The sequence below is a fragment of the Oceanobacillus sp. NCCP-135 genome, assembly GCF_059698015.1.
The window spans coordinates 111,381-137,570 of sequence record NZ_BAAKSZ010000003.1 but is presented as its reverse complement, the minus strand read 5'-3'; the positions used below and the strand labels follow the sequence as shown (position 1 = coordinate 137,570).

General features: G+C 35.8%; 21 protein-coding genes and 1 other annotated feature. Of the genes, 2 read left to right on the top strand and 19 right to left on the bottom strand.

Annotated elements, in window-relative coordinates:
- Positions 1–41: 41 nt before the first annotated feature.
- The 19 genes from uvrC to AC6HVZ_RS03380 form a co-directional block, all read right to left on the bottom strand.
- Positions 42–1,826 carry an excinuclease ABC subunit UvrC gene (uvrC, locus tag AC6HVZ_RS03470; RefSeq protein ID WP_497556743.1) on the bottom strand — a complete coding sequence of 595 codons (1,785 nt, stop codon included), beginning with the start codon at positions 1,824–1,826 and terminating at the stop codon, positions 42–44.
- A gap of 88 nt (positions 1,827–1,914) precedes the next feature.
- Entirely contained in the window at positions 1,915–2,229 is a 315-nt protein-coding gene (gene trxA, locus AC6HVZ_RS03465; RefSeq protein ID WP_497556742.1) for a thioredoxin, read from the bottom strand.
- Positions 2,230–2,531: 302 nt separating this feature from the next.
- Positions 2,532–3,506 (bottom strand): electron transfer flavoprotein subunit alpha/FixB family protein, encoded by a 975-nt coding sequence (locus AC6HVZ_RS03460; RefSeq protein WP_497556741.1) that lies wholly within the window; start codon positions 3,504–3,506, stop codon positions 2,532–2,534.
- 27 nt (positions 3,507–3,533) lie between these two features.
- Positions 3,534–4,307 (bottom strand): electron transfer flavoprotein subunit beta/FixA family protein, encoded by a 774-nt coding sequence (locus AC6HVZ_RS03455; RefSeq protein ID WP_497556740.1) that lies wholly within the window; start codon positions 4,305–4,307, stop codon positions 3,534–3,536.
- A gap of 175 nt (positions 4,308–4,482) precedes the next feature.
- Positions 4,483–5,256: an enoyl-CoA hydratase gene (locus tag AC6HVZ_RS03450; protein ID WP_497556739.1), complete on the bottom strand. Its 774-nt coding sequence runs from the start codon at positions 5,254–5,256 to the stop codon at positions 4,483–4,485.
- A gap of 84 nt (positions 5,257–5,340) precedes the next feature.
- Positions 5,341–5,925, bottom strand: coding sequence for a fatty acid metabolism transcriptional regulator FadR (gene fadR / locus AC6HVZ_RS03445; protein WP_497556738.1), 585 nt, complete (start codon positions 5,923–5,925; stop codon positions 5,341–5,343).
- Between the two features lie 127 nt (positions 5,926–6,052).
- Positions 6,053–7,750, bottom strand: coding sequence for a long-chain-fatty-acid--CoA ligase (locus AC6HVZ_RS03440; RefSeq protein ID WP_497556737.1), 1,698 nt, complete (start codon positions 7,748–7,750; stop codon positions 6,053–6,055).
- Positions 7,751–8,060: 310 nt separating this feature from the next.
- Positions 8,061–8,468, bottom strand: a complete 408-nt coding sequence (locus AC6HVZ_RS03435; RefSeq protein ID WP_497556736.1) for a DUF350 domain-containing protein — start codon at positions 8,466–8,468, stop codon at positions 8,061–8,063.
- Between the two features lie 28 nt (positions 8,469–8,496).
- Positions 8,497–10,839 carry an endonuclease MutS2 gene (locus tag AC6HVZ_RS03430; RefSeq protein ID WP_497556735.1) on the bottom strand — a complete coding sequence of 781 codons (2,343 nt, stop codon included), beginning with the start codon at positions 10,837–10,839 and terminating at the stop codon, positions 8,497–8,499.
- Positions 10,840–10,925: 86 nt separating this feature from the next.
- Positions 10,926–12,644, bottom strand: a complete 1,719-nt coding sequence (gene polX / locus AC6HVZ_RS03425) for a DNA polymerase/3'-5' exonuclease PolX (RefSeq protein ID WP_497556734.1) — start codon at positions 12,642–12,644, stop codon at positions 10,926–10,928.
- A gap of 443 nt (positions 12,645–13,087) precedes the next feature.
- Positions 13,088–13,642 (bottom strand): CvpA family protein, encoded by a 555-nt coding sequence (locus AC6HVZ_RS03420; RefSeq protein ID WP_497556733.1) that lies wholly within the window; start codon positions 13,640–13,642, stop codon positions 13,088–13,090.
- Between the two features lie 3 nt (positions 13,643–13,645).
- On the bottom strand, positions 13,646–13,909 hold the full coding sequence (gene zapA, locus AC6HVZ_RS03415; RefSeq protein WP_497556732.1) for a cell division protein ZapA: 264 nt from the start codon (positions 13,907–13,909) through the stop codon (positions 13,646–13,648).
- A 513-nt stretch (positions 13,910–14,422) separates the two neighbouring features.
- Positions 14,423–16,867: an ABC transporter permease gene (locus tag AC6HVZ_RS03410; RefSeq protein ID WP_497556731.1), complete on the bottom strand. Its 2,445-nt coding sequence runs from the start codon at positions 16,865–16,867 to the stop codon at positions 14,423–14,425.
- Complete coding sequence (locus AC6HVZ_RS03405; protein ID WP_497556730.1) at positions 16,860–17,522, bottom strand: ABC transporter ATP-binding protein; 663 nt, start codon at positions 17,520–17,522, stop codon at positions 16,860–16,862. Before AC6HVZ_RS03405 ends, AC6HVZ_RS03410 begins: the two co-directional genes overlap by 8 nt.
- Before the next feature lie 34 nt (positions 17,523–17,556).
- Positions 17,557–18,117 carry a VanZ family protein gene (locus AC6HVZ_RS03400; RefSeq protein WP_497556729.1) on the bottom strand — a complete coding sequence of 187 codons (561 nt, stop codon included), beginning with the start codon at positions 18,115–18,117 and terminating at the stop codon, positions 17,557–17,559.
- A gap of 75 nt (positions 18,118–18,192) precedes the next feature.
- Entirely contained in the window at positions 18,193–18,531 is a 339-nt protein-coding gene (locus AC6HVZ_RS03395) for a hypothetical protein (protein ID WP_497556728.1), read from the bottom strand.
- A 554-nt stretch (positions 18,532–19,085) separates the two neighbouring features.
- Complete coding sequence (gene pheT / locus AC6HVZ_RS03390) at positions 19,086–21,512, bottom strand: phenylalanine--tRNA ligase subunit beta (RefSeq protein ID WP_497556727.1); 2,427 nt, start codon at positions 21,510–21,512, stop codon at positions 19,086–19,088.
- A 29-nt stretch (positions 21,513–21,541) separates the two neighbouring features.
- Positions 21,542–22,576 carry a phenylalanine--tRNA ligase subunit alpha gene (gene pheS, locus AC6HVZ_RS03385; RefSeq protein WP_497556726.1) on the bottom strand — a complete coding sequence of 345 codons (1,035 nt, stop codon included), beginning with the start codon at positions 22,574–22,576 and terminating at the stop codon, positions 21,542–21,544.
- Between the two features lie 189 nt (positions 22,577–22,765).
- Positions 22,766–23,005: a binding site (T-box leader), on the bottom strand.
- A 43-nt stretch (positions 23,006–23,048) separates the two neighbouring features.
- Positions 23,049–23,786: a TrmH family RNA methyltransferase gene (locus AC6HVZ_RS03380; RefSeq protein ID WP_497556725.1), complete on the bottom strand. Its 738-nt coding sequence runs from the start codon at positions 23,784–23,786 to the stop codon at positions 23,049–23,051.
- Between the two features lie 102 nt (positions 23,787–23,888).
- On the opposite strand from AC6HVZ_RS03380, the gene sspI reads away from it, so the two are divergent.
- Together sspI and AC6HVZ_RS03370 are read left to right on the top strand one after the other, a co-directional pair.
- On the top strand, positions 23,889–24,113 hold the full coding sequence (gene sspI / locus AC6HVZ_RS03375) for a small acid-soluble spore protein SspI (RefSeq protein ID WP_497556724.1): 225 nt from the start codon (positions 23,889–23,891) through the stop codon (positions 24,111–24,113).
- A 341-nt stretch (positions 24,114–24,454) separates the two neighbouring features.
- Positions 24,455–26,047 carry a hypothetical protein gene (locus AC6HVZ_RS03370; RefSeq protein WP_497556723.1) on the top strand — a complete coding sequence of 531 codons (1,593 nt, stop codon included), beginning with the start codon at positions 24,455–24,457 and terminating at the stop codon, positions 26,045–26,047.
- Positions 26,048–26,190 lie beyond the last annotated feature (143 nt).

Sequence of the window (26,190 nt, the reverse complement as noted above, 5' to 3'; positions counted from 1 at the left end):
GCTGCAGTTCCAGAAAAAACTAGGACTGCGGCTGCTTTATGCTACTTTTTTTCCTGCATATTTAAATGCTTAATAATACCTTCGGCAGTGTTCTTCGGTATACCAAGCTTGGTTATTTCTTTCAATGAAGCTTTTCTGATATCCTCAACCGATTTAAAATGTGTTAACAATAATCTTCTTCGCTTCTCACCAATACCAGGTATCTTATCCAGCTCCGATTGAAATAAACCTTTGCTGCGCAGCTGTCGATGAAAGGTAATTGCAAATCTATGGACCTCATCCTGAATTCTTTGTACAAGGTAAAATTCCTGAGATTGTCTTGATAGGCGAATTACCATTGGTGGTAGACCATATAATAATTCACTCGTCTTATGTCTATCATCCTTTGCTAAACCAGCTAACGGTATATCCAGACCTAACTCATTTTCCAACACATCCAATGCTGCACTCATTTGTCCTTTTCCACCATCCACAATAATTAAATCTGGAAGTGGTAAATTTTCTTTTAGTACCCTCGTGTATCGCCTCCGAATAACTTCCCTCATTGTTTCATAATCATCTGGTCCGATTACATCTCTTATTTTATATTTCCGGTATTCCTTGTTATTTGGTTTCCCATCTATAAAAACAACCATTGCTGAAACCGGATCAGTTCCTTGTATATTGGAATTATCAAAAGCTTCAATTCGATGTGGAACCTCAATGTTCAATACTTCTCCCAATTGTTCAACTGCTACAATAGTTCGTTCTTCATCCCGTTCTATTAATGAAAATTTTTCATTTAGAGCGATCTTTGCATTTTTAGAAGCCAATTCGACGAGTTCCTTCTTCCGACCCCGATATGGTGTATGAACATCAACGTCTAACAGCTCTTTTACTAAATCATCATTCGTTCCAATTGGTACAAGTATTTGTTTTGGTTTCGGATGATGCTGATGCAAATAAAATCTTCCGATGTAACTTACATAGGTCTCTTCCGGAGAATCAAAGAAAGGAAAGATCGCTACATCCCTTTCCATCAATTTCCCTTGTCTGATAAAAAATGTTTGGATACACATCCATCCCTTATCGTAGCTATAGCCAAATATATCAATATCTGATTGTTCATTTAAGGTCATTTTCTGCTGTTCCATAACTATTTCAATATGCTGGATCTGATCACGCAGCTCTTTAGCTCGTTCAAAATGAAGCTGTTCACTTGCTTTATGCATTTTATCACTTAATTCTTTCTTAATCCCTTTATACCCACCATGTAAAAAGGATGTAATACTTTGTATAATTACTTTGTATGTTTCCTGTGGTGGTGGTATGTCGCTGCATGCCAGACATTGGTTCATATGATAATAAAGACAGGGACGACCAGGCGGATTATTGCATTTCCTTAAAGGATACAGGCGATCAAGCAGCTTTTTTGTTTCCCTTGCTGCAATAACATTAGGATACGGGCCGAAATATTTTCCTTTATCTTTTTTTACTTTCCTCGTAATAAGTAATTGCGGATGTCTTTCAGAAGTAATTTTTAAATAGGGATAGGATTTATCGTCTTTTAACATTACATTGTATTTAGGATCATATTTTTTAATTAAATTCATCTCTAATATGAGTGCTTCAATCTCAGATGACGTAATAACATATTCAAAGTCCGCAATTTCTTGTACTAATCGCTGCGTTTTACGGTCATTTGCTCCCGTAAAATAAGACCTTACGCGATTTTTCAACAATTTGGATTTGCCAACATAAATAATCGTATTATGTTTATCCTTCATTAGATAACAGCCTGGCTGCACAGGAAGTACAGCTAATTTTTCTTTTATCATTTGATTCATATTCGGTTTCCATTCCTTTTCGATAGAAAATCCCTTGTTACATATGGCAACAAGGGATTTTCATTCTTACTTACTATTACACAGGCTATTAAGCATGTTTGTTAATTAAATCAACAAGTGCTTCCTTTGGTTGGAAGCCGATAACCTGATCTACAACATCACCATCTTTAAATAATAATAATGTCGGAATACTCATAACACCAAATTTTCCGGCTGTTTCCTGGTTTTCATCTACATCAAGTTTTACTATTTGAACTTTCTCTTCCATTTCGCCATCGATTTCCTCAAGTACTGGAGCAATCATTTTACAAGGACCACACCAAGGTGCCCAAAAGTCAGCTAATACTAGCCCTTTTGAAGTTTCTTCAGTAAAGTTTTGATCAGTAACATTTACAATTGCCATTTATTTTTCCTCCCTCATAGAGCTTTAATTCTTATGATGAGTATATCATCGATAATATATACTTGCGAATAGTTTGCTTATAATTAAGCATGGATTTATTTCGATGGCTACTTGGTAGTTATGTTGAACTATGCTGGATAAGAATTGAGCAGCAACAAACGTTATCTGCCTACACAAAGAAAGGCTCCATTCATAACTTTGATTACTTCTTCATTTGCAACGTTGGTCGAAAAGACAACACAAGATTCAAACGCCTTAAGAAAAACCTGATCAGTAATGGGATCAGGTTTCGTTACATACAGTTATTGCTTCATCTTTTTGATTTCTTCAATCAGCAATGGGATTACTTCGAATAAGTCTCCAACGATACCATAATCCGCTACATTAAATATATTTGCTTCTGCATCTTTATTAATTGCAACAATAACTTTTGAGTTAGACATTCCTGCAAGGTGCTGGATTGCGCCGGATATCCCTACAGCAATATATAAATCTGGTGTTACTACCTTTCCGGTTTGGCCAATTTGCAGGGAGTAGTCACAGTAATCTGCATCACATGCTCCTCGTGAGGCACCTACTGCCCCACCTAACACATCTGCCAGTTCATATAATGGTTTAAAGCCATCCGCACTTTTCACACCACGTCCACCAGCTATAATAACATTCGCTTCTGATAAATCAACACCCTCTGACGCTTTACGGATAACATCTTTAATAATTGTGCGGATATCTGTTACATCAACATCCTTTTGACTAATATCACCCGAGCGTGATTCATCACGCTCTAGCATTGGTATATTATTTGGTCTGATTGTTACAAATGTCAATCCGCTTGTAATAATTTTCTTTTCAAATGCTTTCCCAGAATAGATCGGTCTAATAAATTGAATATGATCACCATTCGTCTCAATGTCCACTGCATCTGAAACTAATCCTGTTTCCAATTTACTTGCCAGCTTTGGTGTTAAATCTTTACCTATGGATGTATGGCCCATAACGATTCCAAATGGTGATTCTTCATTAATTACGCTCATTAAAGCCTGACCATACCCCTCTGATGTATACGTTTTCAAATTTTCATGTTTTATTGTTACAACACGGTCCGCACCATAATAAATCATTTCCTGTGCGTGACTTTCCATGTCATCATTACTACAAATAACACCAACGACTTTACTATCAGCTTTTATCTTTTTCGCAGCTGCGATGGCTTCAAATGATACGTTTCGTAATTCTCCATCTCTTACTTCCCCAATTACTAAAATTTTATCGCTCATGTCAATTCTCCTTTCTGTTTGGCTGATTTACAGTACTTTTGCTTCGTTTTTAAGTAGTGATACTAATTCCTGAACCTGATCTCCTATGTCACCTTGAAGTACTCTTCCCGCTTCTTTTTCAGGCGGCAAAAATAGTTCGATGGTTTTTGTTTTTGCTTTTACATCATCTTCATCTAAATCCAAATCATCAATTTCCAGTTCTTCTAAAGGTTTCTTTTTAGCTTTCATGATTCCCGGAAGTGAGGGATAACGTGGATCGTTAAGTCCTTGTTGACAGGTTACAAGAATTGGTAGACTAGCTTCTACTATTTCTACATCTCCTTCAACATCTTTCTCAATGGAAACAGTCTTCCCATCCATTTTTAAACTAGTAATTGTTGTTACATAAGGGATTCCCAAAGACTCGGCTAACCTAGGTCCGACCTGACCACTAGCTTCATCAATAGCAACATTTCCAGCAAGAATCAAATCAACTTCTTTATCTTCAAAATAGCCCTGCAGAATTTTTGCAGTTGTATATTGATCTCCATCTTCAAGGTCATCCTCTGTATTAATTAATACTGCTTTGTCTGCTCCCATTGCTAATGCTGTTCGCAGTTGCTTTTCTGAATCTTCGTCTCCAACTGTAACAACTGTAACTTCCCCACCATGTGTATCGCGTTGATTAATTGCTTCTTCCACTGCATACTCATCATATGGATTTATTATAAATTCTGCACCATCATCTTCAATTCGACCACCAGATATAGTGATTTTCTCCTCGGTATCAAACGTCTTTTTTAACAATACATATATGTTCATGTGAATTCCTCCTCGTAAAGTAAATATTACACCATCTCGAACTTTCGATGCATAGTTAAAGCTAGTGTCGGTGTGGCAACAAATGGTTTTCATTTGGGGTGAGTATTCGTAGCCACAAGACGTTCGGACTTAAGCCGACGTCATTTTTCCCTCCTTTTGAACACGATAATTTGAGCTATTTATCTTTGAAACTGGGTTGACGCTTTTCAAGGAAAGCCTGCACCCCTTCTTTTGCATCCTCAGAACCAAATATTTCACCAAATGCCTTAGCCTCTTCTTTAGAACCTTCCAAAAACTGTTCTGTCTTTGCAAATGGAATTAAATGCATTATCCGATTAATTGCAGGCTTGCTTTTTGCAGCTATTTTTTCTGCCAGTTTTATAGTTTCATTGAAAAAATCCTCTTCTGCGATCGATTTATTGGCAAGTCCTAACTCAGCTGCTTCCTTTCCAGTGATCGCCTCACCTGTTAATATCATTTCATATGCTTTTGCAGTACCTACATAGTGAGGAAGTCGCTGTGTACCTGCAAAACCCGGAATGATACCCAATGTAAGCTCAGGCAAACCTAATTTAGCATTTTCTGTGACAATTCTAATATGACATGCCATTGCTAGTTCTAGTCCTCCACCTAAAGCTGCCCCATGAATTGCTGCAATCACTGGAACTTCAAAATGCTCGATGCGATCAAATAATTCTTGGCCTTTCTTGGATAATGATTGATAATCTGATGCATTTTGCAATGATGTGAATTCTTTAATATCTGCACCAGCCGAGAAAAACTTTCCTTCACCCTTTAATACGATTGCTTTAACGTCATTATCCGCATCAATCTGATTTAACTGTTGAGCAAGATCATTTAATAGTGTACTAGATAATGCGTTTGCAGGCGGGCTTTGGATGGTTAGGTAAGCAACATGGTTTTTCAATTCATATACTATTGTTCCCATGATTAATCCCCCTTGTTTTTCATTATAAATGATACTATCGATTTTATAAACTCATTTATTATTCCTTCGTAGATGTATGCTTCTTTAACGGGCAGTGAGACCTTCTGTTAATAAAGTGTGGACTTGGGGAGCCTGTTTTACCAGATCATATTTATGATCCTTCATTACCCAGTTTGTAACAATTTCATCCAAAGTCCCAAATATCATCTGACGGACAAGAAGTAGGTTCAAATCATCTCGAAATACCTTCTCATCCATCCCTTCTTTGATAATAGCATCAATAACGGTTAAATAAGGCTTTAAAATTTCATTTATTTGTAATCTTAAAATAGAATTTGATTGTCTAAGCTCCAATTGAGTTACAATCGCCAGATGATGATCTTCTGAAAGCTGACTGAAATGCATTTCAATTAATGTTAGTAATTTCTCATTCACATCTTTCTTTTGATTAATACTATTAGCTATCTTTTCAATAAATTGACCCATTTTCTCTGCAAAAACAGAGATTAGAATATCTTCTTTATTTTTGAAGTAAAGATAGATGGTTCCATCTGCCACACCAGCTCTTTGGGCAATCTTGGATACCTGTGATGAATGATACCCATTTTCAGCAATGACCTTAACCGCCGCTTGAATGATTTGATTATATTTAGGTCTATTCTTTTTCATATTAATCTCCTTAGTTAAACAATGGACACAAATGAATGAATAATCATTCATATTCATTCTAACGGGATGAATTAAATCTGTCAATATATTGCTTGTACAATTATGCTAGAAAAAAAGAGCAAGTAGCTCAGAGAGTTTTACTATCTTCTTGTTTATTTTCTTTTTCTTCATCTACTAGCTTTCTTCTTAAGATCTTACCTACAGCTGTTTTCGGTAACTCATTGCGGAATTCGTATAACCTAGGAACTTTGTATGCTGCAAGATGTTTTCTACAATAAGCGTTTAATTCATCTTCATCAATCGCATATCCATCTTTTAAAACGAGATAAGCTTTTACTGTCTCACCACGATATGCATCCGGAATACCAGCAACTACTGCTTCCTGCACACTCTCATGTTCATAAAGAACTTCTTCTACTTCTCTTGGGTAGATATTATAACCACCTGCAATAATCATATCCTTTTTACGATCTACAATATAAAAATATCCCTTTTCATCCATGTAGCCTAAGTCTCCAGTAAATAACCAGCCATCTTTCAATACATTGTCTGTTTCCTCCTGATTATTCCAATAGCCTTGCATAATCTGCGGACCTTTAACTGCAATTTCCCCCACTTCACCTACATCAGCCTCTTCCTCTGTTTCCATACTGAATATTTTACAATCCGTATCAGGCCAAGGAACACCAATACTGCCATTAACCCTATTTGTCCAAACAAAATTTGCATGTGTAACCGGGGACGTTTCTGTCAAACCATATCCTTCCACTAATTTACCGCCCGTTATCTTTTCAAATTGCTCCTGAACTTCAATTGGCAATGGAGCTGAACCGCTAATGCATGCTTCGATGGACGATAAATCGTACTTTTTAAGATCTGGGTGGTTTAATAACCCGACATATATAGTTGGTGCTCCTGGGAATAAAGTTGGCTTTTGTTTTTGAATTGTTTTCAACACATCCGCTGCATCAAATTTAGGTAATAAGATCATTTTTGAACCTTGCATAATTGACATATTCATTACTGTTGTCATGCCATAAACATGGAAGAATGGCAAAATTCCTAATACGATTTCCTGTCCATGTTTTGTTTTATACAACCAGGCTTCGCACATTTGTACATTTGCTACCAAATTATAATGTGTGAGCATAACACCTTTCGGATAACCAGTTGTTCCACCGGTATATTGCAATAATGCTAAATCTTTTACCGGATCGACGTCTACTTTTTTATAGTCAGCAGAAGTTTGCTCAATAATCGTATTCCATACATGAGTTTCATCACTTTGTTCCACTTTTACAACCATGTTATATTGCCTTTTTTGAATAAATGGATAGATAAGATTTTTGGGAAATGGTAAATAATCTTTAATACCTGTTACAATTGTATGCCTTAATGACGTATTGCCACGTACACTTGTAACACGAGGCAAAAGAATATCTAAACATACTATAAATGTTGCCCCTGAATCAATAAGCTGATATTCCAGCTCTCTTTCTGTGTACAACGGATTCGTTTGAACAACTACTGCTCCAGCCATCAGTGCAGCGTAATAGCTGATTACACCTTGTGGGCAATTCGGTAGCATTAGCGCAACTTTATCATCTTTTTCCAACCCTAATGACTGCATGTAATTAGCCAATTTTCTTGCTTCTGTCACAAGTTCTTTAAAACTCATTTCTTTCCCCATAAAATAAAGCGCTTTCTTTTCACCGTAACGTTCAGAACTTTCATCCAAAAAGGCATGTAAGGGCTTCTCGTCATACGTAATACTTGTTGGTATTTCTGATGGATAATGGGCGTGCCACACTTTTTCTTCACTCATTATTTTTCCTCCTTTAATACTATTTTATCATCATTATACCGATTAATTTCTATTTTTTGAAATTTTACGTTATTTTTTTAGAAAACATAAATTATTATTACATATCGTTAAAGGGATTTTATAAAGCGTATTTTGTTTTATTAAAATCCCTTATACTCTGGAGTGTAAGTCTTAATGGCAAAAAACTGAACGACCTTTATTTAAATAATTAAATTGATTACAGCATATATACGATGCCAACAATTAAAAAGATAACTGCTACAACGATTAAGATTTTAGCTAGTCTTTCTAAAACCAATGAAGCCTCCCCCTATCCAATACTTGCTCCGATAACAAAAGATAAACCTATTGAGATCATCATTGAAATAAACCCAACTGCTTTATTCCCTTTACCGATCTCTTCGTCAACTTTAATACTTGGTGTAAGAAATTCAAAAATAAAATAGCCAAATAATAAAAGAATAAAGCCAAAAGCCCCCCAGCCAATACTTTCTAACAATGTATCATTATGTTCGATGGAATAACGGAAGATCGTCGCTATTCCGAAAATCTTTCCGCCAGTTGCCATTGCTACTGCAAAGTTCCCATTTTTAATTTCAGTCCAATTTTTATATTTTGTAACGAGCTCAAAGATAGCTAAAAATACAATTGTACATAAGATAACAACACTATATCTGGCTGCGGTTTCCACTATTATATTTTCCCAAAACCAACTCACGAGTGAACACCTCTTTTCATATACTACCCTAGCGGAATTCGATAACTGTTACGCCACTACCGCCTTCACCCATTGATCCGGGTCTGGATGATACAATCCGTGGGTGTTTTTTTACAAATTCTTGGACACCTTTACGCAGAGCTCCAGTGCCCTTTCCATGAATAATGAATACTTTGGGATAGCCTGCAAGTAATGTATCATCCATATACTTTTCAAGTTTTAATAATGCATCCTCAAATCGTTCCCCACGTAAATCGAGTTCCGTACTGACATGATAACTCGACCCTTTAATTGTCGCCAGTGGTTTCTCCATTAATTGCTTCTGTTTACCGATTAGTAAAAGGTCTTCCCTCTTCACCTTAACCTTCATAATGCCAACCTGTACAAGGTATTCATTTTCATTAACTTTTTCCAATACCTCACCTTTTTGATTTACAGTCAAAAGTTTAATTTCATCTCCTGGTTGTAATTCTTCACGAGAAGGACTTGATTCAGTTCCTTTATTTTCCTGTTTAGCAGACAGGTTCGGTTTTGCCTCTTCCAGCATTTTCTTTGCTTCAATCCATTCATGCTCTTTCATGTTGGTGTTCGTTTTCAATTTCCGGATTTCCTCAACGATTATTTCCGCTTCTTCACGAGCTTTCGATAATGCCTTTTCTGCCTTTTCCTCTGCCTTTTTATATAATAATTCCCTTTTTTGTTCAAACTGTTTCCATTCTTTTGCCAGATCTTCCTGTAATTTCTCACTATCTAGCAAAATTTGATGTGCTTCATTATAGTCTTTTTCTGCATCCAGTTGAGACTTTTCCAGTGAGGCAATCATATTTTCTACACTTTTAGAGTCGATACCTATATGGCTTTTCGCCCTTTCAATAATTCGGTTATTCAACCCTAAGCGTTTTGAAATATCGAAAGCATTACTTCTACCTGGAACCCCGATTAACAAACGGTATGTTGGCTGTAACGTTTTTACATCAAATTCAACAGATGCATTAATCACATTTTCCCGATTATAACCATATGCTTTTAATTCAGGGTAATGAGTTGTTGCAATGACACGTGCACTTCTGGAGACTACTTCATCAAGGATGGACATCGCAAGTGCTGCCCCTTCCTGTGGATCTGTACCTGATCCAAGCTCATCAAATAAAACCAATGAATTATTATCAACCTGTTCAATTATTTTAACTATATTAGTCATATGGGAAGAAAATGTACTTAAGTTCTGCTCGATCGATTGTTCATCACCAATATCTGCAAACACATGATCAAAAACTGCCATTTCACAGCCATCAAGTGCTGGAATTTGCAAGCCTGATTGTGCCATTAATGTGCATAAACCTACCATTTTTAATGTAACAGTTTTCCCACCTGTATTAGGTCCTGTAATTACAATTGATGTATAAGTTTCACCAATTTCTACATCATTTGCAACCACTTCGTCAATTGGAATTAACGGATGGCGTGCCTGTTGCATTTTAATAATACCTTGATCATTTATTTTCGGCATTGCTGCTTTCATTTGCTGTCCATATTTAGCTTTGGCAAATATAAAATCAACTTTTGCCAGCACGGTTATATTTTCATTTAAAAATATCTCCTGACTTGCAATATGTTCACTTAACTCACGTAAAATCCGTTCTATTTCCTGCTTCTCCTTAATTACTGCCTCTTGCAATTGATTGTTTAAATCAACAACGGCTTTCGGTTCCATAAATAATGTTTGACCTGAGGCGGACTGATCATGAACAATTCCACCAATCGACCCACGGTATTCTTGTTTAACCGGCAACACATATCGATCATTTCGAATCGTTATAATTGCATCTGACAACATAGTGCTGTTTGATCTTGTGTAACTCTCAAGCTTATCCCGAACTCTGCTCTCAAATGTACGAATGGAAGACCTGACACTTCTGAGCTTTTGTGACGCACTATCCATCACATATCCATGGTCGTCAATACAGTTTTTTATATGGGTTTCCAATTCCCGAAGTGGCGTAATTCGGTTGACAAGTCCTTTTAAAATAAACAAGTCTTCTTCCAGCGTTTCAATGAAATTTTTTGCCTGCCGTCCACCATAAATCGTATTAGCGACATCCAAACATTCACTTGTTGTTAAAACACCACCAATTGCACTACGTTTAAGACTTGTCCGGATATCTGCTATTCCTCCTAAAGGGATAACCTTATTCAAACGAACTATTTGTACTGCCTCATCTGTCTCCTCCTGCAGTTGTCTAACCTCATTCACATCGGTTGATGGTTTCAATTTTAAAGCCAGACCTTTCCCAAGGGATGTAGCAGCCTGATGATTCAGTTGTTCAATTATTTTATTAAATTCAAGTACATGGAGAATTCTATCGTTCATTTATGCTTGCTCCTTTAGCTACATAACTTTTCAAGGACAAATGCTTATCCCTTTGAAATCGTTTAAAACAACCTAAGCTTTTCTTTTTATTTATTACGATTGAAGTAATCAATAAGTTTCTCTTTAGACCAAGTATTTATAACGGATTCTTTACGGATCCAGCCTTTTCTTGCCACACCAACACCATATTCCATATGATCAAGCATTTGATAATTATGTGCATCTGTATTTATTGCTATAGACACACCAGCTTCTTGCGCTTTTCTTACCCATTCGGATGATAAATCCAAGCGATTTGGATTTGCATTAATTTCCAATGCAGTATTTGTTTCTTTTGCCCGTGCAATTAATTTTTCCACATCCACTTTATATCCTTCACGTCTGCCAATCAATCTACCTGTTGGATGGGCGATGAGTGATACATATGGATTTTCTAGTGCTGCATACAGACGATTCATAATCTTTTCCTGTGGCTGATTAAAGCTCGAATGTATCGCAGCAATTACGAAATCCATTTCCTTTAAAAAATCATCGGAAAAGTCAAGTGTTCCATCTGGCAAAATATCCATTTCAACACCGGCGAAAATATGAATATCACTATACTTGTCATTTAATTTAGCTATATCCTCCCGTTGTTTTCTTAATCTAGTTTCATTTAAACCATTGGCAACTCGTAAATATTTAGAGTGATCGGTAATAGCCATAAATGAATACCGTTTGGCGCGAAGCTGATTTACCATTTCTTCCAAGGATTGTGCCCCATCACTCCAGGTTGTGTGCATGTGCAGATCACCACGAATGTCATCCATTTCTATAAATTTTATCTCCGTTTCAAAAGCCTCTACCTCACCAGTATTTTCTCTTACTTCTGGAGGAATATATGTTAATCCAAAATGGCTGAAGAATTCTTTTTCTGAAGAGAAGGTTAATACCTCTCTTGATTTCTCGATTTCAATTCCATATTCATTAATTTTTTCTCCACGGGATTTAGCAAGCTGCCTCATTACTACATTATGATCTTTGGATCCAGTAAAATGATGGAGTGTTGTGGCAAATTCATTTACGGCTACGAGCCTGAAATCAACATTAATATCATATATATCATCAAGTGTTACGGAAACTTTTGTATCTCCTTTTGCAATTACTTCTTTAATATTTTCCATTTTTAATATAGAATCACGCACTGTTTCAGGTTGTTCTGTCGCAATAATAAAATCGATATCTCTTACTGTTTCACGCATTCGGCGCAGGCTGCCTGCACGGGAAAAGTCTTTGACTTCAGCAATTCCTTTAACATATGCTTCAATTTTCTCTGCTATTGGCAGCATGATGGCAATTGGTATCCGTTCAGGACGTTTTCCGGATTCTTCTAATGCTACAAGTATTTTTTCCGCTGTTTTCTTGCCAAACCCTGAAAGTTTTTCAACTTGTCCATTTTCACATACTTCTTTTAATGTTTCTGCATTCTTGACACCAAGTTCCTGGTAAAGCTTTGCTAGTTTTTTACCACCAAATCCCGGTAAATCAAGTAATGGTATTAATCCCGCTGGCACTTCTTTTTGTAATTCCTGCAGTGTTTGGGATGTGCCATTTTCTACATATTCCACAATAACCGTGCCCGTTCCCTTTCCAATGCCTTTTATTTTTGTAAAATCCTCTATCTCTGTTAATGATCTTTGATCAGTTTCAAGGGATTGAGCTGCTTTTCGGTATGCAGAAGTTTTAAAAGGATTTTCTCCTTTTAATTCTAAGTATACAGCAATATTCTCAAGTAATTTAATAACATCTTTTTTATTTACAGTCATTATGATAACCCACCCCGTATAATTTCCTCTTATAGAACCTGGCTTATCGCCGAGCTTTATTTTAACGAATTTTTCGTCTATACTTTTCATGTTAGAATGATTTACTAATTTAAGCAGACATCTCTAATCCCGAACCTATGCAAATCCGGTGCGAACTGTCTGTGAGAGTCCCGCTCATGGACAAAACTGAACGAATCCAAGCCTGAAATGTCCATGAGTGCGTCTCTCAAGGACAAAAATGACCAAACCCAAGCCCGTTCTGTCCGTGAGAACGTTTCTCATGAACAAAAATGATCTAATCCATGCCTGAAATGTCCATGAGAACCTTCTAATGTGCTTTCCTATCATTCATTGCATTAAAAAGACTGATTCGTTTTAGTTTATACCTATTGTACATGACGTACATGAGTAGCACTAACACTTTGAATCAGCCTTTTGTCAAATTAGCTATTAAACATATCCGATATATGTGTAAACCACAGTTCTCTTATTTTTCCTGATAGATATGGTGTGTCCTCTATCATAAATAATGCAATGGATGAATCATTGATCCAGTTCTGAATTCCTGTAATCGGAGTTAATGCTAAAATGTATAAAATAATAAAGGTTAATAGATAAACTTCAACAAAACCTAAGATAGCTCCAAGAATTTTATTGACTGATTTTATTATTGGTAGAGAAGCAACAAAATCAAGCATAGAAGCTATTATTTGCAAGATGATTTTCACTGCAAAAAAGATTACCACAAAGGCAATGGCGTTATAAAAGCCATTTTCCAGTGGTAAAGCTTCCAGAAAATCTGCCCAAGCACTTTCATCTGATATTTCCGGATAAGGGATCCAAAGCGAAAGCCTGGGTCCTAATTCATCATAATATATAGTTGCCACAATAAATGCTATAATAAACCCAACTAAATGAAATAATTGCAGGATAAAGCCTCTTTTTAAGCCAATTAAAAAACCAAAAATTAATATTAAAATTAAAATAAAATCAACCATACTTTATTGATCCTCTTTCTTTTTTAATGAACCAAGCAACGAGGCGTAGTCCTCTTTTAATTTCAAATAATCATTCATTGTATTCACAGCTGTAAGCACTGCTACTTTTGTTGTATCCAGGTGTTTGTTCATATCTTGTATTTCATTCATCTTTTGGTCAACCAGACTTGCAACCAAGCGAACATGACTGGCAGGTTCTTTACCAATTATTGTATAGGATTTATTATGTATTTCTACAGTTATGCGGTGTTTATCATTTTGTGCCATATAAAGTCCCTCCTGCCAGTAAAAATTGTCTTTATTATTTTAACATGAACTGAAACAATTAGGAAACGTATTTTATTTGAGGCATTTCATTATTGCCGCTATTTTGCTATAGTTATTGTACTAAAAATGTGTATTGGGGTGATTTCTATGCCGCAAAACGGGCTTCTGAAGTAACTGGAGGTTCTTATTTACAGACGAAAAGACCTGCCGCAAGGCCCTTCAGCATGTTCATACCTCCGAAAACATTATTTTGCAAAGGTAATAGAAAAAAAGGTGACACATTTTATAATTTCCTAGACGATAAAAAATCACCTCCTGTAGCAGGTGATTTTTTATAAGCAAAGTGGAAAACTGTTATTTATATTATTTTTAAAGTTTTTCAAAAAAGAGAATTCAATCAAATTCTGATTATATTATTCAACTCTTGTACTTTAAGAACATTTATTCTCCTTACCTGCATGTTTCCACAATAAACACATAACCAATAATTTACCGATATAAGGCGGACATATTCTACTCTTCTTCTCTAATCATGGAATAAATCGATTCACCCTTTATTAAAGGTTTTAAACATAAAGAACCCAATGTAAATAATACTAACAATACAATTGCTGACATAAAATAATAATAAAGATATTCGTACGTGGGGTAGATATGATTTATAGTCAATAGAGTTATTAAATAAATTCCAGCCGCTATGATTGCTGCTATTATGATGTATGCAATTAATTCAAATTGCAATGACTGTAAAACCTTCTTTTTTGTGCATCCCAATGATAGGTACACTCCCCATCTTCTCTTCTGAGTTTTGTATTTACTGAATACAATAACCACTAAAGTAATAAGAGAGAGAATTACTGATACTGCAAAAGCCAGCTTTCCATAATAGCCTACTAAATTGGATATTTTCGTATCATCAACCATAAAATCTGATATATTCTGATACATGCTACCAGGGATAGTTGCTGTCGTCCCATAAAGGAACGATTCGATGTTATTTATTTTATCTACATTTAAATTTTCTTCCAAATATATAAAAAGGTCCTTGTATCCTGGTAGAAGATTGTCACTGATTGCTGTTTCTTCACTAAGGACGATAGTTAGATCATTCTCTTCTTCTATTGAAAGTAAATCATCGATTCTTATACGGTAGGGTTGGTTATTGAACTCCAAAATTTCGTATGTCCATTCTTTTATTTCTAAACTACTGGAATCACGAAATTTGCGAATGAAATTCATTTCTTCGCCTTCGAAACCGTCTTCTGTTTTATTGCCTTTTATGCTGGTGGGATTGTGAATAATAACCTTACCAACAAAATCTTCATATTTATAATCCCTATATACAGATTCGAATTCTTGTTTATCTAACAAGACATAGTTCACTCCTGGAATTAAAATGTCTCCGTTATAAGTACTTACTTTAGGGTCATACTCGTTTATCCATTCTTGAATACTAGGAGTGATGAGATCTGGATGTAGTGAAGGGTGAACATCCATCATGAATGGATCTTTTTCTACATACTTTATACCGTCTAACTTTTCCAATTCTTCGACTTTTTCTGGTTTGAATGCCATTCCTTGTTTAGTTAAGACATTTAAACCGTTTATAACATCATAAGTAAAGCCTTCCTGTGTGGTTAAATAATAGTCCTGTTGTGAGTCCCAAACTCCTGCAGACTCCTTTTGCAGGAATACTGAAAAGTTAAGAGTTAGGATAGATATACATAAAACCGCAACTGTAAAAATTAATTGTTTCGGATGTTCCGTTACTTGAATAGCGAACTGTTTTAAAGTAAAACGATTGATGTTTTGATAAAATGCCCAATCGTTTTTATCGTTTGATGAACCTCCTTTTAAAATATTGTTAATACTTTCAAGTCTTACTTGTTTTATTGATAGAATTGAATTAAAAAAGAGAATTACAAATATAACTACTAAAGAAATTCCAACAAAAGATAAGCTTGTTAAATTGAATAGCCCCTGTTCATATGTATTATTGATAATCGACTTATGCAAAATGGCTTGTAATGGTATAGATAATGTTAACCCAACCAGAAAGATAATTATGCACTGGTAAATGCAAATTTTATAGAGATCTGCATTTGTTGCTCCAGTTGCTTTCATAGCTGCAAACTTTTTCTTTTGTTCCAAATTAAAATAGGAAAGTAAATTTAAGATACAAAAAATTGCTGAAACCAAACAGAGAATCTGAAATACAATTGAAAGCATTGAAATGGTTTCATAGTCTATAAGCCCTTTGTAATATAAACCATCATTAAAAATTCCAATGTTGTCTTCATATTGACCAATTAGCTCGAAGGCATCTTCCTCAACTGATTCTTTGCTTCCTTTAAATAAAAAAAGGAAATTATTACTGTCAGAAGTCAATTCTGTATTATCCTGGGGAATAAAAACATTCGGAAAATCATTAATTCCTTTTTCAACATCGAAAGGAACGGTCCATTTGGAGGAGTAGTTTTGTATAACCCCCGTCAATGTTACTGCTTGTTTTGTATCCTCAAATCGTAATGCCTTTTGTTCTCCTATCTCCCAGTTTTCATCAATAAGTTTTAAATATGCTTCTTCTATAGCAACTTCATTCCTATTTTCCGGATAGGATCCTTCAATAAACTCTATTCTCCCCATATCAATTGCAGTTGCATCCATCCAACCGACCGTTGCTGTTGTATCTCCTTCTATATCGATTGTTGTTTCTAAATGGTATTGACCGGCTCTGTTTGTTTTTTCGGAGAGGGTCTCTAAACTTTCATCTACACCAATTAACACTCCCGTATGTTCTCCGTAATGGCTGTAAGCATTCTCAATTAAGCTAAGCTTGATTGATTCCGAAGCTGTATGTATAGAGGAAATAGCAGAAATCATTAATGCCAAAGAGCAAGTCATGATTAAAAACCATTTTCTTCTGGACACAAGTAGTTTAGTACTCAATTTAAGCATTTTCGTATTCCACCTTGAGATTGCCATCTTTAATCGAAAATAAACTATGTGGCGACTGTATTAACTTCTTTTCATGAGTAACTACTACCAGAGAAAGCTGTTGGGTATTTGTAAGACTCGTCAGCAACCTGACAATAATACCCGTAGTCTCTGTATCTAAATTTCCAGTTGGTTCGTCTGCAAAAATTATTTTTGGTGAGGTGATCAACGCTCTCGCTATTGCAACACGTTGTTGTTCTCCACCAGAAAGAAATCCAGGCTTTTTATCTAAGTGTTTTTCAATCCCTAATTCACCTGCAAGGTCACTCAAATTCCACCATGGTTTCTTTTGAATAAATTTCAACGGCAATACTATATTCTCTCTTACTGTTAATTCAGAAATTAATTGAAAGGACTGGAAAACAAAACCGAACAGTTCTCCGCGGATTCTTGATTGTTCCTTATCAGCCATATCGTAAAGAGATTCATTTTCTACAAAAACTTTTCCGGAACTCGGATTTTCCATTCCACCAAGAATGCTGAGTAGAGTAGACTTTCCTGAACCACTTTTACCTTCAATAACATAAATGGAACTCTCTCTGATTGAAAAATTTGTCGGATTAACTACTGGATGATTGTTGTATATTTTGCTGATATTTCTTGCTTGTAAAATCAATCTGCTTCCCCCTAATCAATTCCTATCTATATGTTTATGCTGTCAATTCTCTTTCACCTTTTCTCTTCTGTATTAGTGATAGGGATAGATAAATTAAGTAATAGCCAATGAATATACCAATAGTGTTCAAAATAAGATCATCTATATCAATTATTCTTGTGCTTATGTTTAGAACATGGAATAACAATTGACCTAATTCAATTATCAAAGGAAAAATTACTGAAATCAACATTAATTTGGTGAATATTACTCTCTTGTATATCATATAGATTAAGATTCCAACTGGAACCGTTAGTAAAATATTACCAACAATATTTATGAAGGCGATAGAAAAAGACAATGTTCCGATAGAAACATCTTTAAAATATTGAAAAATAGTCTTGAAAGGAATTAAATTTATGGGTAAATATTCTAACACTAGAGATGGAGCCCAAACGAGATAAAGTAAACATATAAAATATGCAATGAACCCCAATGTAAGTCCTTCTATCATAATACGGACTTTACGTTTTCTAAGAAATAGTAATCTTGCAATTCCATATAAGGACCAAGCAGGTAATACCAATAGTAATAAAACTTGAGGCAACCAAGTCATTTCAATTTACTCCTCTTTTTGTAATTTATAGTGTAAAGGAAGGGACAAGCTCCTCTGGGGAGCCTGTCAGTTGTACTATTGTTCAATGTGCCCGCTACCTATTACTCGATCACCATAGTCTCCTGCTTTTATTTTAGTTACTTTCACTTTGTAATCATTTTTAGTGACTTTCCCTAAACTTTTAGAGAAACTTTTTCCATTTGCATTGATATTGCTAGAACTATAGGTTTTCAAAAATCTAGTTACGCCTACTCTAAATGTTGATTTAGTTGGTTTTATTTTGCCACTTGCCCAATAAGTGTCACCACTACCAGTAGCAGTTGTACTTTTATTCGCTAAAGCGTGTTTGGTTGAACCTGTGACTGCATGTGAAATGTCAAACTCATACGACTTGCTATAAGCCGCCCCAACCAATGGAAAGATCAGAAATAAAATAAGCGCCGAAATAATTAACCTTTTTCCAAATTTCTTTTTGTTACCATTTTAAATCCCCCTAATATTCGAACATTTTATGCGAGGCTATTCTTTAGGTATATTTAGCATCTCACCTTCATGGTTAATATTTATCAGACACAATTCCCCCCTTCTTTTATACTATAACATAAAATTCACAATAATTACCATTTTAGACAAAAATTCCTAATTTTCGTAGGTTAGTAAAATATAAAACTCATACTAGCATCACATATGTTATTAAAATTGCTTTTTGCATCGAATCTTTTTTACCTAATTCTAGTTGGATAACAGCTCATCATCCATATTATACTAATGTGATTATTGTATTACTCAATCGTTAGGTTTGGACTGAGGTTTTTCATGACATAACTTAGTATCAGTGAAGTAAGTGTGGGTTAAATAAAAGAAAAGAAGTAAAAATACATAATAGCATTACTATACTATAAGTAAGCAAAATCCCAAGTGAGTATTCTCACTTGGGATTGGATTAGGCATAGGTCGTATTTTGTTCTTTATGACCTCACATATGAATTAAACTTCTTATTCACCATCTCAATTATTTCATTAAAGGATTCTTCTATTTCATCATCCTTTAACGTTTTTTCTGCGTGCTGATAAAGCAGACTGTAGGCAATTGACTTCTTGCCTTCAGCTACATTTTCCCCTTGATATACATCGAAAATTTCTACATTCTTTACAAGTGGTGCACCAGCTTCTTCTATTGCTGTTTTCACTTCTCCTGCCAGTATTTCCTCATCAAGAATAAAGGCAATGTCACGTGTAATAGATGGATATTTCGGGATTTGGCTATATGCCGGAACACTTGAGTAGGCTGCAAAGACCTCTTCTATGTTTACATCAAATACAAATGTTTCCTTCAGATCCATATTTTTCCCCAGCCTTGGATGCAGCTGTCCAATAAATCCAACAACTTTATTATGGAGTACCAGTGAAGCACATCGACCTGGATGCATATCTGGAAGTTTAGCCTGTTTAAAGGAAACAGGGAGCTCTAAGAAATCAAAAAGTCCTTCCATGATACCTTTAACCAGATAGAAATCTACTTCTTTTTTCTCCTGCTGCCATGGCTGCTCCAACCATTTTCCTGTTAACGCCCCTGCAAGACGTAAACGTTCATCAGGCTGCTTAGTCACCGTTTTTTCATGTGACATAAATATCTTGCCGAGCTCATAATAGGCCAAATCGGGCTGGCTTCTTGCTTGGTTATAGCCTAATGTTTCCAAAAGCTCAGGCAATAAGCTTAATCGTAAATATTTATGATCTTCCGTCATTGGCATTGCCAGCTCTACAGGTTCCGGATTCTGTTCTTGAACCTCCGGACTGATTAGCTTACCGATATTTTCTTCATCGGTAAGTGAATACGTGATCGTCTCCATTAATCCTGCGCTCTGCAAATAATTTTTAATTTCTCGTTTTAATTGCTGTCTTTCAGTTAATGCTCCGGCTTGTGTTTCACCCTCTGGTAATGTGAATGGGAGATTATCATAGCCATAAATCCGTGCTACTTCTTCAAGCATATCTTCAAAAATAGTGATATCACCACGTCGGGTTGGGGCATATACAGTGAAATCTTCGTTATTTTGCTCAAAATTAAATCGCAGCTTATTTAAGATGTGAGCAATTTCGTCTGTTGTAATTTCAGTTCCAAGCCGTTTATTAATCTCTGTTGTATTGATCTCAACTACTTTTTCTGAGCGATCTAACTTATCAAATTCAACCACATTCGCAAGGACTTTCCCACCTGCATATTGCTGCAGAAGCTGACATGCTCTAAGTCCTGCCTTCTTCACACGATTTGGATCAATTCCCTTTTCAAATCGTGTACTGGATTCACTGCGTAAACCAGTGTCTTTTACTGTTTTCCGAACAGATAATGGAGCAAAGTATGCTGCTTCCAGCAGAACAGTCGTCGTCTTTTCATTTACCTCTGTACCTGCTCCACCCATAACCCCTGCCAGTGCAACAGGTTCTTTTCCATTTGTGATGACGAGATGATCTTCTGATAACGTTCTTTCCTGATCATCTAATGTAATCAATTTCTCCCCTTGCTTGGCCCGGCGAACAACAATTTTATCAGACTGCAGACGCCCGTAATCAAATGCATGTAATGGTTGACCATATTCAAGTAATACGAAGTTCGTAATATCTACTACATTATTAATTGGACGGATTCCAGCAGCCATTAAATAGTTTCTCATCCATAAGGGAGATGGTTTTATTTCAAGATCTTTAATAATAGATGCACCATAATAAGGATTTAAATCCTTATCCTCTACCTCTACGGAAATATAATTATTTACATCTTCATCGCTTATTTCTACCCCCTCGTCAGGTAATTGGATTGGCTGATCTAAAATAGCTGCAACCTCATAAGCAACACCAAGCATGGATAAAGCATCGGCTCGATTTGGAGTTAAATCAAATTCCAGTACAGCATCGTTTAAATTCAGCAAGAGCTCAACATTTTCCCCGATTGTTACATTATCCGGGAAGACAAAAATTCCATCTGCAGCTTCCTTTGGTACATATTTTTCCTCTATTCCTAACTCCTGTAAGGAACAAATCATACCATTTGATTCCACACCACGTAGTTTAACTTTTTTAATTTTAAAATTACCAGGTAATACAGCACCTGGTTTTGCTACAGCTACTTTTTGACCCTGGGTAATATTTGGTGCACCACAGATGATTTGCAGCTTCTCTTCACCTACATCTACCTGACAAAGATTTAATTTATCTGCATTTGGATGCTTTTCACAGGCTTCCACATAGCCGACTACAACATTTTCACTTTTTTCAGCGATATATTCAATGCCATCCACTTCAATCCCAGATTTTGTAATTTTTTCTGCGAGTTCTTCGGGACTGATCATTCCGATATCCACATAATTTTTTAACCAGTTTAATGATACTAACATCTTTTAAGTTCCCTCCTTACTCCTATTCCTTAAGCATTATGGAATTGCTTTAAAAACCGTATATCATTTGTGTAAAATTGTCTGATGTCATTTACACCATATTTCAGCATGGCTATTCTATCTGGACCCATCCCAAATGCAAAACCATTGTAAATAGCGGGATCGTATCCGGCCATTTCCAGAACATTTGGATGAACCATGCCCGCACCTAAAATTTCAATCCAGCCAGTCCTCTTACATACCGAACAACCACTGCCGTTACATACTTTACAGGAAATATCCATTTCAACAGAAGGCTCGGTGAATGGAAAATAGCTTGGACGTAAGCGTATTTCACGCTCCTGGCCAAACATTTTTTTGGCAAATGTATCAAGAATTCCTTTCAGATCACTCATACGAACATTTTTATCCACGAAAAGTCCTTCAATTTGTGTGAATTGGTGGGAGTGAGTCGCATCATCCGTATCACGTCGGTATACTTTACCAGGACAAATCATTTTTACCGGCTTTTCTCCCTTATACTCCCTCATGGTTCGTGCCTGAACCGGGGAAGTATGTGTTCTCATTAGAAGTTCATTGGTAATGTAAAATGTATCCTGCATATCTCTTGCTGGATGACCTTTTGGTAAATTTAAAGCCTCAAAGTTAAAGTAATCTGTTTCTACTTCTGGACCTTCGCGAACTTCAAATCCCATCCCAATAAATAAATTTTCAATCTCCTCAATGATCGACGTTAGTAAATGAGATCCACCAACCTTAACAGGACGGCCTGGCAATGTAATATCGATTGCCTCAGCTGCTAATTGTTTTTCCATCGCTTCCTGTTCTAGTACTTCATTTTTTCGTTCAAGCCCATCTGTGATTGCTTCTCTTACTTGATTAGCGATCTCACCTATAACAGGCCTTTCTTCCTTGGATAGCTTTCCCATCCCTCTTAAAACACCTGTTAATGAGCCTTTTTTACCTAAATAGGCAACTTTAATATCCTGCAGTTCTTTCATACTATTGGCTCCTGCAATTTTTTCCAATGCTTCTGATTGTATTGCCTCCAACTGCTCCTTCATCTGTTATGCCTCCTTATAAAGTGAAACTTCAATTAGTCGTGGATTCATTATACCTCCACTGTTTGTTAGTTGAACGAACCAGACATTTGCTGTTGGTTGATCCCCAAACCTTTTCATGTTTTTCGAGTTTTGATGGAAGATGCCCAATGCCCTTTACCTGTGAATAAATAAAAAAAGCCCCTATCCCAATAAAGGGACGAGGCTATATTTCGCGGTACCACCCTAATTAACACAACATAAGTATTTGTGCTCAACTCAAACATGATAACGGAATTAAATCCGGTACACCTTTACTTGATTACATCAAGGTCCAAGTGTCAGCTCCAGAGTGAAATAATAACATTTAATACGGTAGAAATGCTTTCAGTCCAAGACATTTCTTCCCTTTACCGCTAATAAATAGTTATCTGACTCTTTCAATGCTTTATTAATATTACATATAGTATAGATAATTTAATCGCATCATGCAACTTTAATTTTTTACATAATACATTAAAATCCCTGTTGCTACACTTACGTTAAGTGATTCAGCTCTACCATAGATAGGGATGTTTACAAGGGTATCCGCTAAATCCATCAGTTCTTGCTTAACTCCGGCACCTTCATTTCCGACGATAATTGCTACTTTTCCCTCGGCTACTATATCCGTGTATTTCTTTGCGTTATGCAATGCAGTTGCCCAAACAGTATACCCATTTTTCTTCAATTCAATTATTTCTTCCATCAGATTTGCTTGAGAAATCGGAATATGAAAAATAGATCCCTGTGTAGCACGAATTACTTTATCATTATATAGATCAACTGTATCATCACCTAATATAATCCCTTCAAACCCTGCCGCATCAGCAGTTCTGATAATTGTGCCCAGATTACCGGGATCCTGTATGGCATCAATCAACAGCAAATGGCTTCCTGTTTTAGAATTAGCTTTACTCATTTCTGTAACTGCGGCTATTCCTTGGGGTGATTGTGTTTGTGAAATCTGCCTAAATACATGGTCACTGACAATTTCCATCGAGAAATCTCTGCACCAGTCAGGTATATCAACACCCTGCCCGACAATAATTTCAAGTATAGACCAATTGCTTTTCCAAGCTTCCTCCAATAAATGGAAACCCTCAATTAAAAAAATTCCTTCATTTGTACGATTTTTTCGTTTATGCAGTTTACGCCATGCTTTTACTTTTTCATTTTTTTCTGAAGTAATCATATCTTTCATCCTTATTTGTTATTTCTCATCTAATCATACATATTTCTACACGAATAGGTCAAACTATCCTTAGTTTAATTTTTAAAAAATGAGGTGAAGCGAATGGATTTAAACTTGAGAAAAGCCGTTTTATCTAATATTGCAACAAACGACCAAGATCAATTAGAGGCGACAATTGTGGATGCCATACAAAAAGGGGAAGAGAAAATGCTTCCAGGTTTAGGCGTACTGTTTGAATTAATTTGGAACCAATCAGGAGAACAGGAAAAACAAGAAATGGTGGATACACTGGAACAAGGTGTTAAACAAGCAACTAATTCCCAATAAATCTTTTGAAAAAATAGTGAGGATAGCTGTGAAATGATACAACTATCCTTTCTTTATGGAAAATAACTACATATGACTAGTTTTTATAAATGAAATACTGGAAACATTAAATAAAAATTCTATTTTTTCATAATCCATAAGAAAAGCACCCTATTTTGATTTTTTAATTAAAATAATATCCCGCTACTTTTGTATTCCTACATTAAATGGATAGGCATTGGTACCATTTGACTATCCTTTTTTTAAGTGATATAAAAATATGAGGATGTTATAAGTTATGAGATAATTGCATTCATAATACATATTATTATAGAGTGTTAAGAAGAGAGGAGAAATGATCGATGGATGAATCATTTAACAATGGGGGGAAAAAGAAAGGTCTTTCAAAAGGAATAATTGCAATTATTGTAGCAGCTGTCTTAGTAGTGGGAGGTAGTGTTGCAGCTTTTGTTTTAATGGACCTTTCAGAGAAGGAAAAGTTCTTTTTAGCTGAAAAAGATACATTTGACTTTTTAATTGAAAAAATGGAACAACGTTACGAACCTGAATTAAATTGGGTGGAGCAAACAGAAACTACACCTACAGAGTCAACTGTAGAACTTTCAGCAGAATACAATGACCCAAACAGTACGGGTAGTGGCGGACTTGGTACAATCGACCCAGCACAGATTATTAACAATTCCACCATCACAATAACCGGTGCAACTGATATGGAAAACAAACAAGCTTCTGCATCATTAAAAGCAAATATCGGCGGAATGGAAATGGATGATATTAACTTTTATTTAACTGCAGAAAAAGTCATGGTGGGACTGCCGTTTATGGAGGAATTACTGCAATTAAAAGACGAAGATCTTGGTGGTCTTTTGAAAGAGGTAGATTCAGAAACCTTTACCGGTGAAGAATCTATGAATCTAGAAAACTTTTTTGAAGGAACAAATAGTTTTCTTTCAGAGGAAGACCAGGAATATTTAGAAGATGAATATGTTAAAATGATTTATGATGAATTACCGGAAAGTGCATTTGAAGCTATCGATGAAACGATTAAAGTAAATGGTGAATCACTTGATACTGAAAAAATAACATTTCAACTTTCTGAAGAGCAGGTCAAGGATATTTTAACAAAAACTTTTGAGAAACTAAGAAATGATGAAAAAGTAAATGAGCTTATTCGCGATCAAATGGCATTGCAATTTAGCGGTCCATCCATGGAAGGAGAAGTCGACCAATTAATCACTGATTTCGAAACAGCTATGGCTGATGCTGAAGAAGGAATACAAGATTTTCAGATTCCTGAAGGTTTAACAGCGATCTCCTGGATCAAAGATGGTTTAATTGTACAACGCGATTTTCAAATGGAAATGGGTCCTTCCGCTAACGAATTAGTAAGCTTTGCAGTTAAAGGGTCTCAGTTATTAGAGGATACCAATCAATTCTTTAATTATGATTTAAGTTTCTCTGATGCTATGGATGAAGGTACAATAAATATTTCCGGAAACCTATCATGGGAAGATAATCAAGCGGATGATTCTATTAATCTGTCAGCAGATCAAGTCAACCTTTCCTATAAAGGTATAGAATCGTTAAAGGATGGCAAACGTGATTTTGAGCGAGTATTTTCGCTGGAGGATCCTTCCATTGGTGGAGGCAGTTTAATTTGGTCAGGAAATGCCACCTATGACAATGACAAAATGAGTTCAGAGCATAATCTTTCCATTGAAAGCCCGGAAGTTAGCCAGGATATGTTTACCCTAAACATTCTGGTGGATGGTCAAACAATTGAAGGTGTTGATCAGCCTAATGAGGACAATGTTAAGGATTTAGGAAGTATGAGCGTTGAAGAAATAACCGATTACTTCGAGCTTGAAGTAACACCACAACTGCAGCAATGGATGTTCGGTATCCTGGCAGGCGGTGGAAATATGGGATTCTAAAAGGATTCTTCTAGAAAGCTAGGCATTCGCTTTAGGTTGGGCGATGCCTAAATTCAGACAAAAATACTTTTCGTCTGCGACCTGAATTTGCTCCGAAGAATTACTTATGCACTTATGTAGAAAGTAAAATGGATATACTTTCT

Coding starts and splice junctions, on each gene's coding strand:
- AC6HVZ_RS03440 (WP_497556737.1), bottom strand. CDS start 7,750: ATGAGTGAAGAAAAAGTGTGGCACGCCCATTATCCATCAGAAATACCA.
- AC6HVZ_RS03370 (WP_497556723.1), top strand. CDS start 24,455: ATGGATGAATCATTTAACAATGGGGGGAAAAAGAAAGGTCTTTCAAAA.
- AC6HVZ_RS03450 (WP_497556739.1), bottom strand. CDS start 5,256: ATGGGAACAATAGTATATGAATTGAAAAACCATGTTGCTTACCTAACC.
- pheT (WP_497556727.1), bottom strand. CDS start 21,512: ATGTTAGTATCATTAAACTGGTTAAAAAATTATGTGGATATCGGAATG.
- polX (WP_497556734.1), bottom strand. CDS start 12,644: ATGACTGTAAATAAAAAAGATGTTATTAAATTACTTGAGAATATTGCT.
- fadR (WP_497556738.1), bottom strand. CDS start 5,925: ATGAAAAAGAATAGACCTAAATATAATCAAATCATTCAAGCGGCGGTT.
- AC6HVZ_RS03420 (WP_497556733.1), bottom strand. CDS start 13,642: ATGGTTGATTTTATTTTAATTTTAATATTAATTTTTGGTTTTTTAATT.
- AC6HVZ_RS03410 (WP_497556731.1), bottom strand. CDS start 16,867: ATGCTTAAATTGAGTACTAAACTACTTGTGTCCAGAAGAAAATGGTTT.
- AC6HVZ_RS03400 (WP_497556729.1), bottom strand. CDS start 18,117: ATGACTTGGTTGCCTCAAGTTTTATTACTATTGGTATTACCTGCTTGG.
- AC6HVZ_RS03430 (WP_497556735.1), bottom strand. CDS start 10,839: ATGAACGATAGAATTCTCCATGTACTTGAATTTAATAAAATAATTGAA.
- trxA (WP_497556742.1), bottom strand. CDS start 2,229: ATGGCAATTGTAAATGTTACTGATCAAAACTTTACTGAAGAAACTTCA.
- AC6HVZ_RS03380 (WP_497556725.1), bottom strand. CDS start 23,786: ATGATTACTTCAGAAAAAAATGAAAAAGTAAAAGCATGGCGTAAACTG.
- sspI (WP_497556724.1), top strand. CDS start 23,889: ATGGATTTAAACTTGAGAAAAGCCGTTTTATCTAATATTGCAACAAAC.
- zapA (WP_497556732.1), bottom strand. CDS start 13,909: ATGGCACAAAATGATAAACACCGCATAACTGTAGAAATACATAATAAA.
- uvrC (WP_497556743.1), bottom strand. CDS start 1,826: ATGAATCAAATGATAAAAGAAAAATTAGCTGTACTTCCTGTGCAGCCA.
- pheS (WP_497556726.1), bottom strand. CDS start 22,576: ATGAAGGAGCAGTTGGAGGCAATACAATCAGAAGCATTGGAAAAAATT.
- AC6HVZ_RS03455 (WP_497556740.1), bottom strand. CDS start 4,307: ATGAACATATATGTATTGTTAAAAAAGACGTTTGATACCGAGGAGAAA.
- AC6HVZ_RS03460 (WP_497556741.1), bottom strand. CDS start 3,506: ATGAGCGATAAAATTTTAGTAATTGGGGAAGTAAGAGATGGAGAATTA.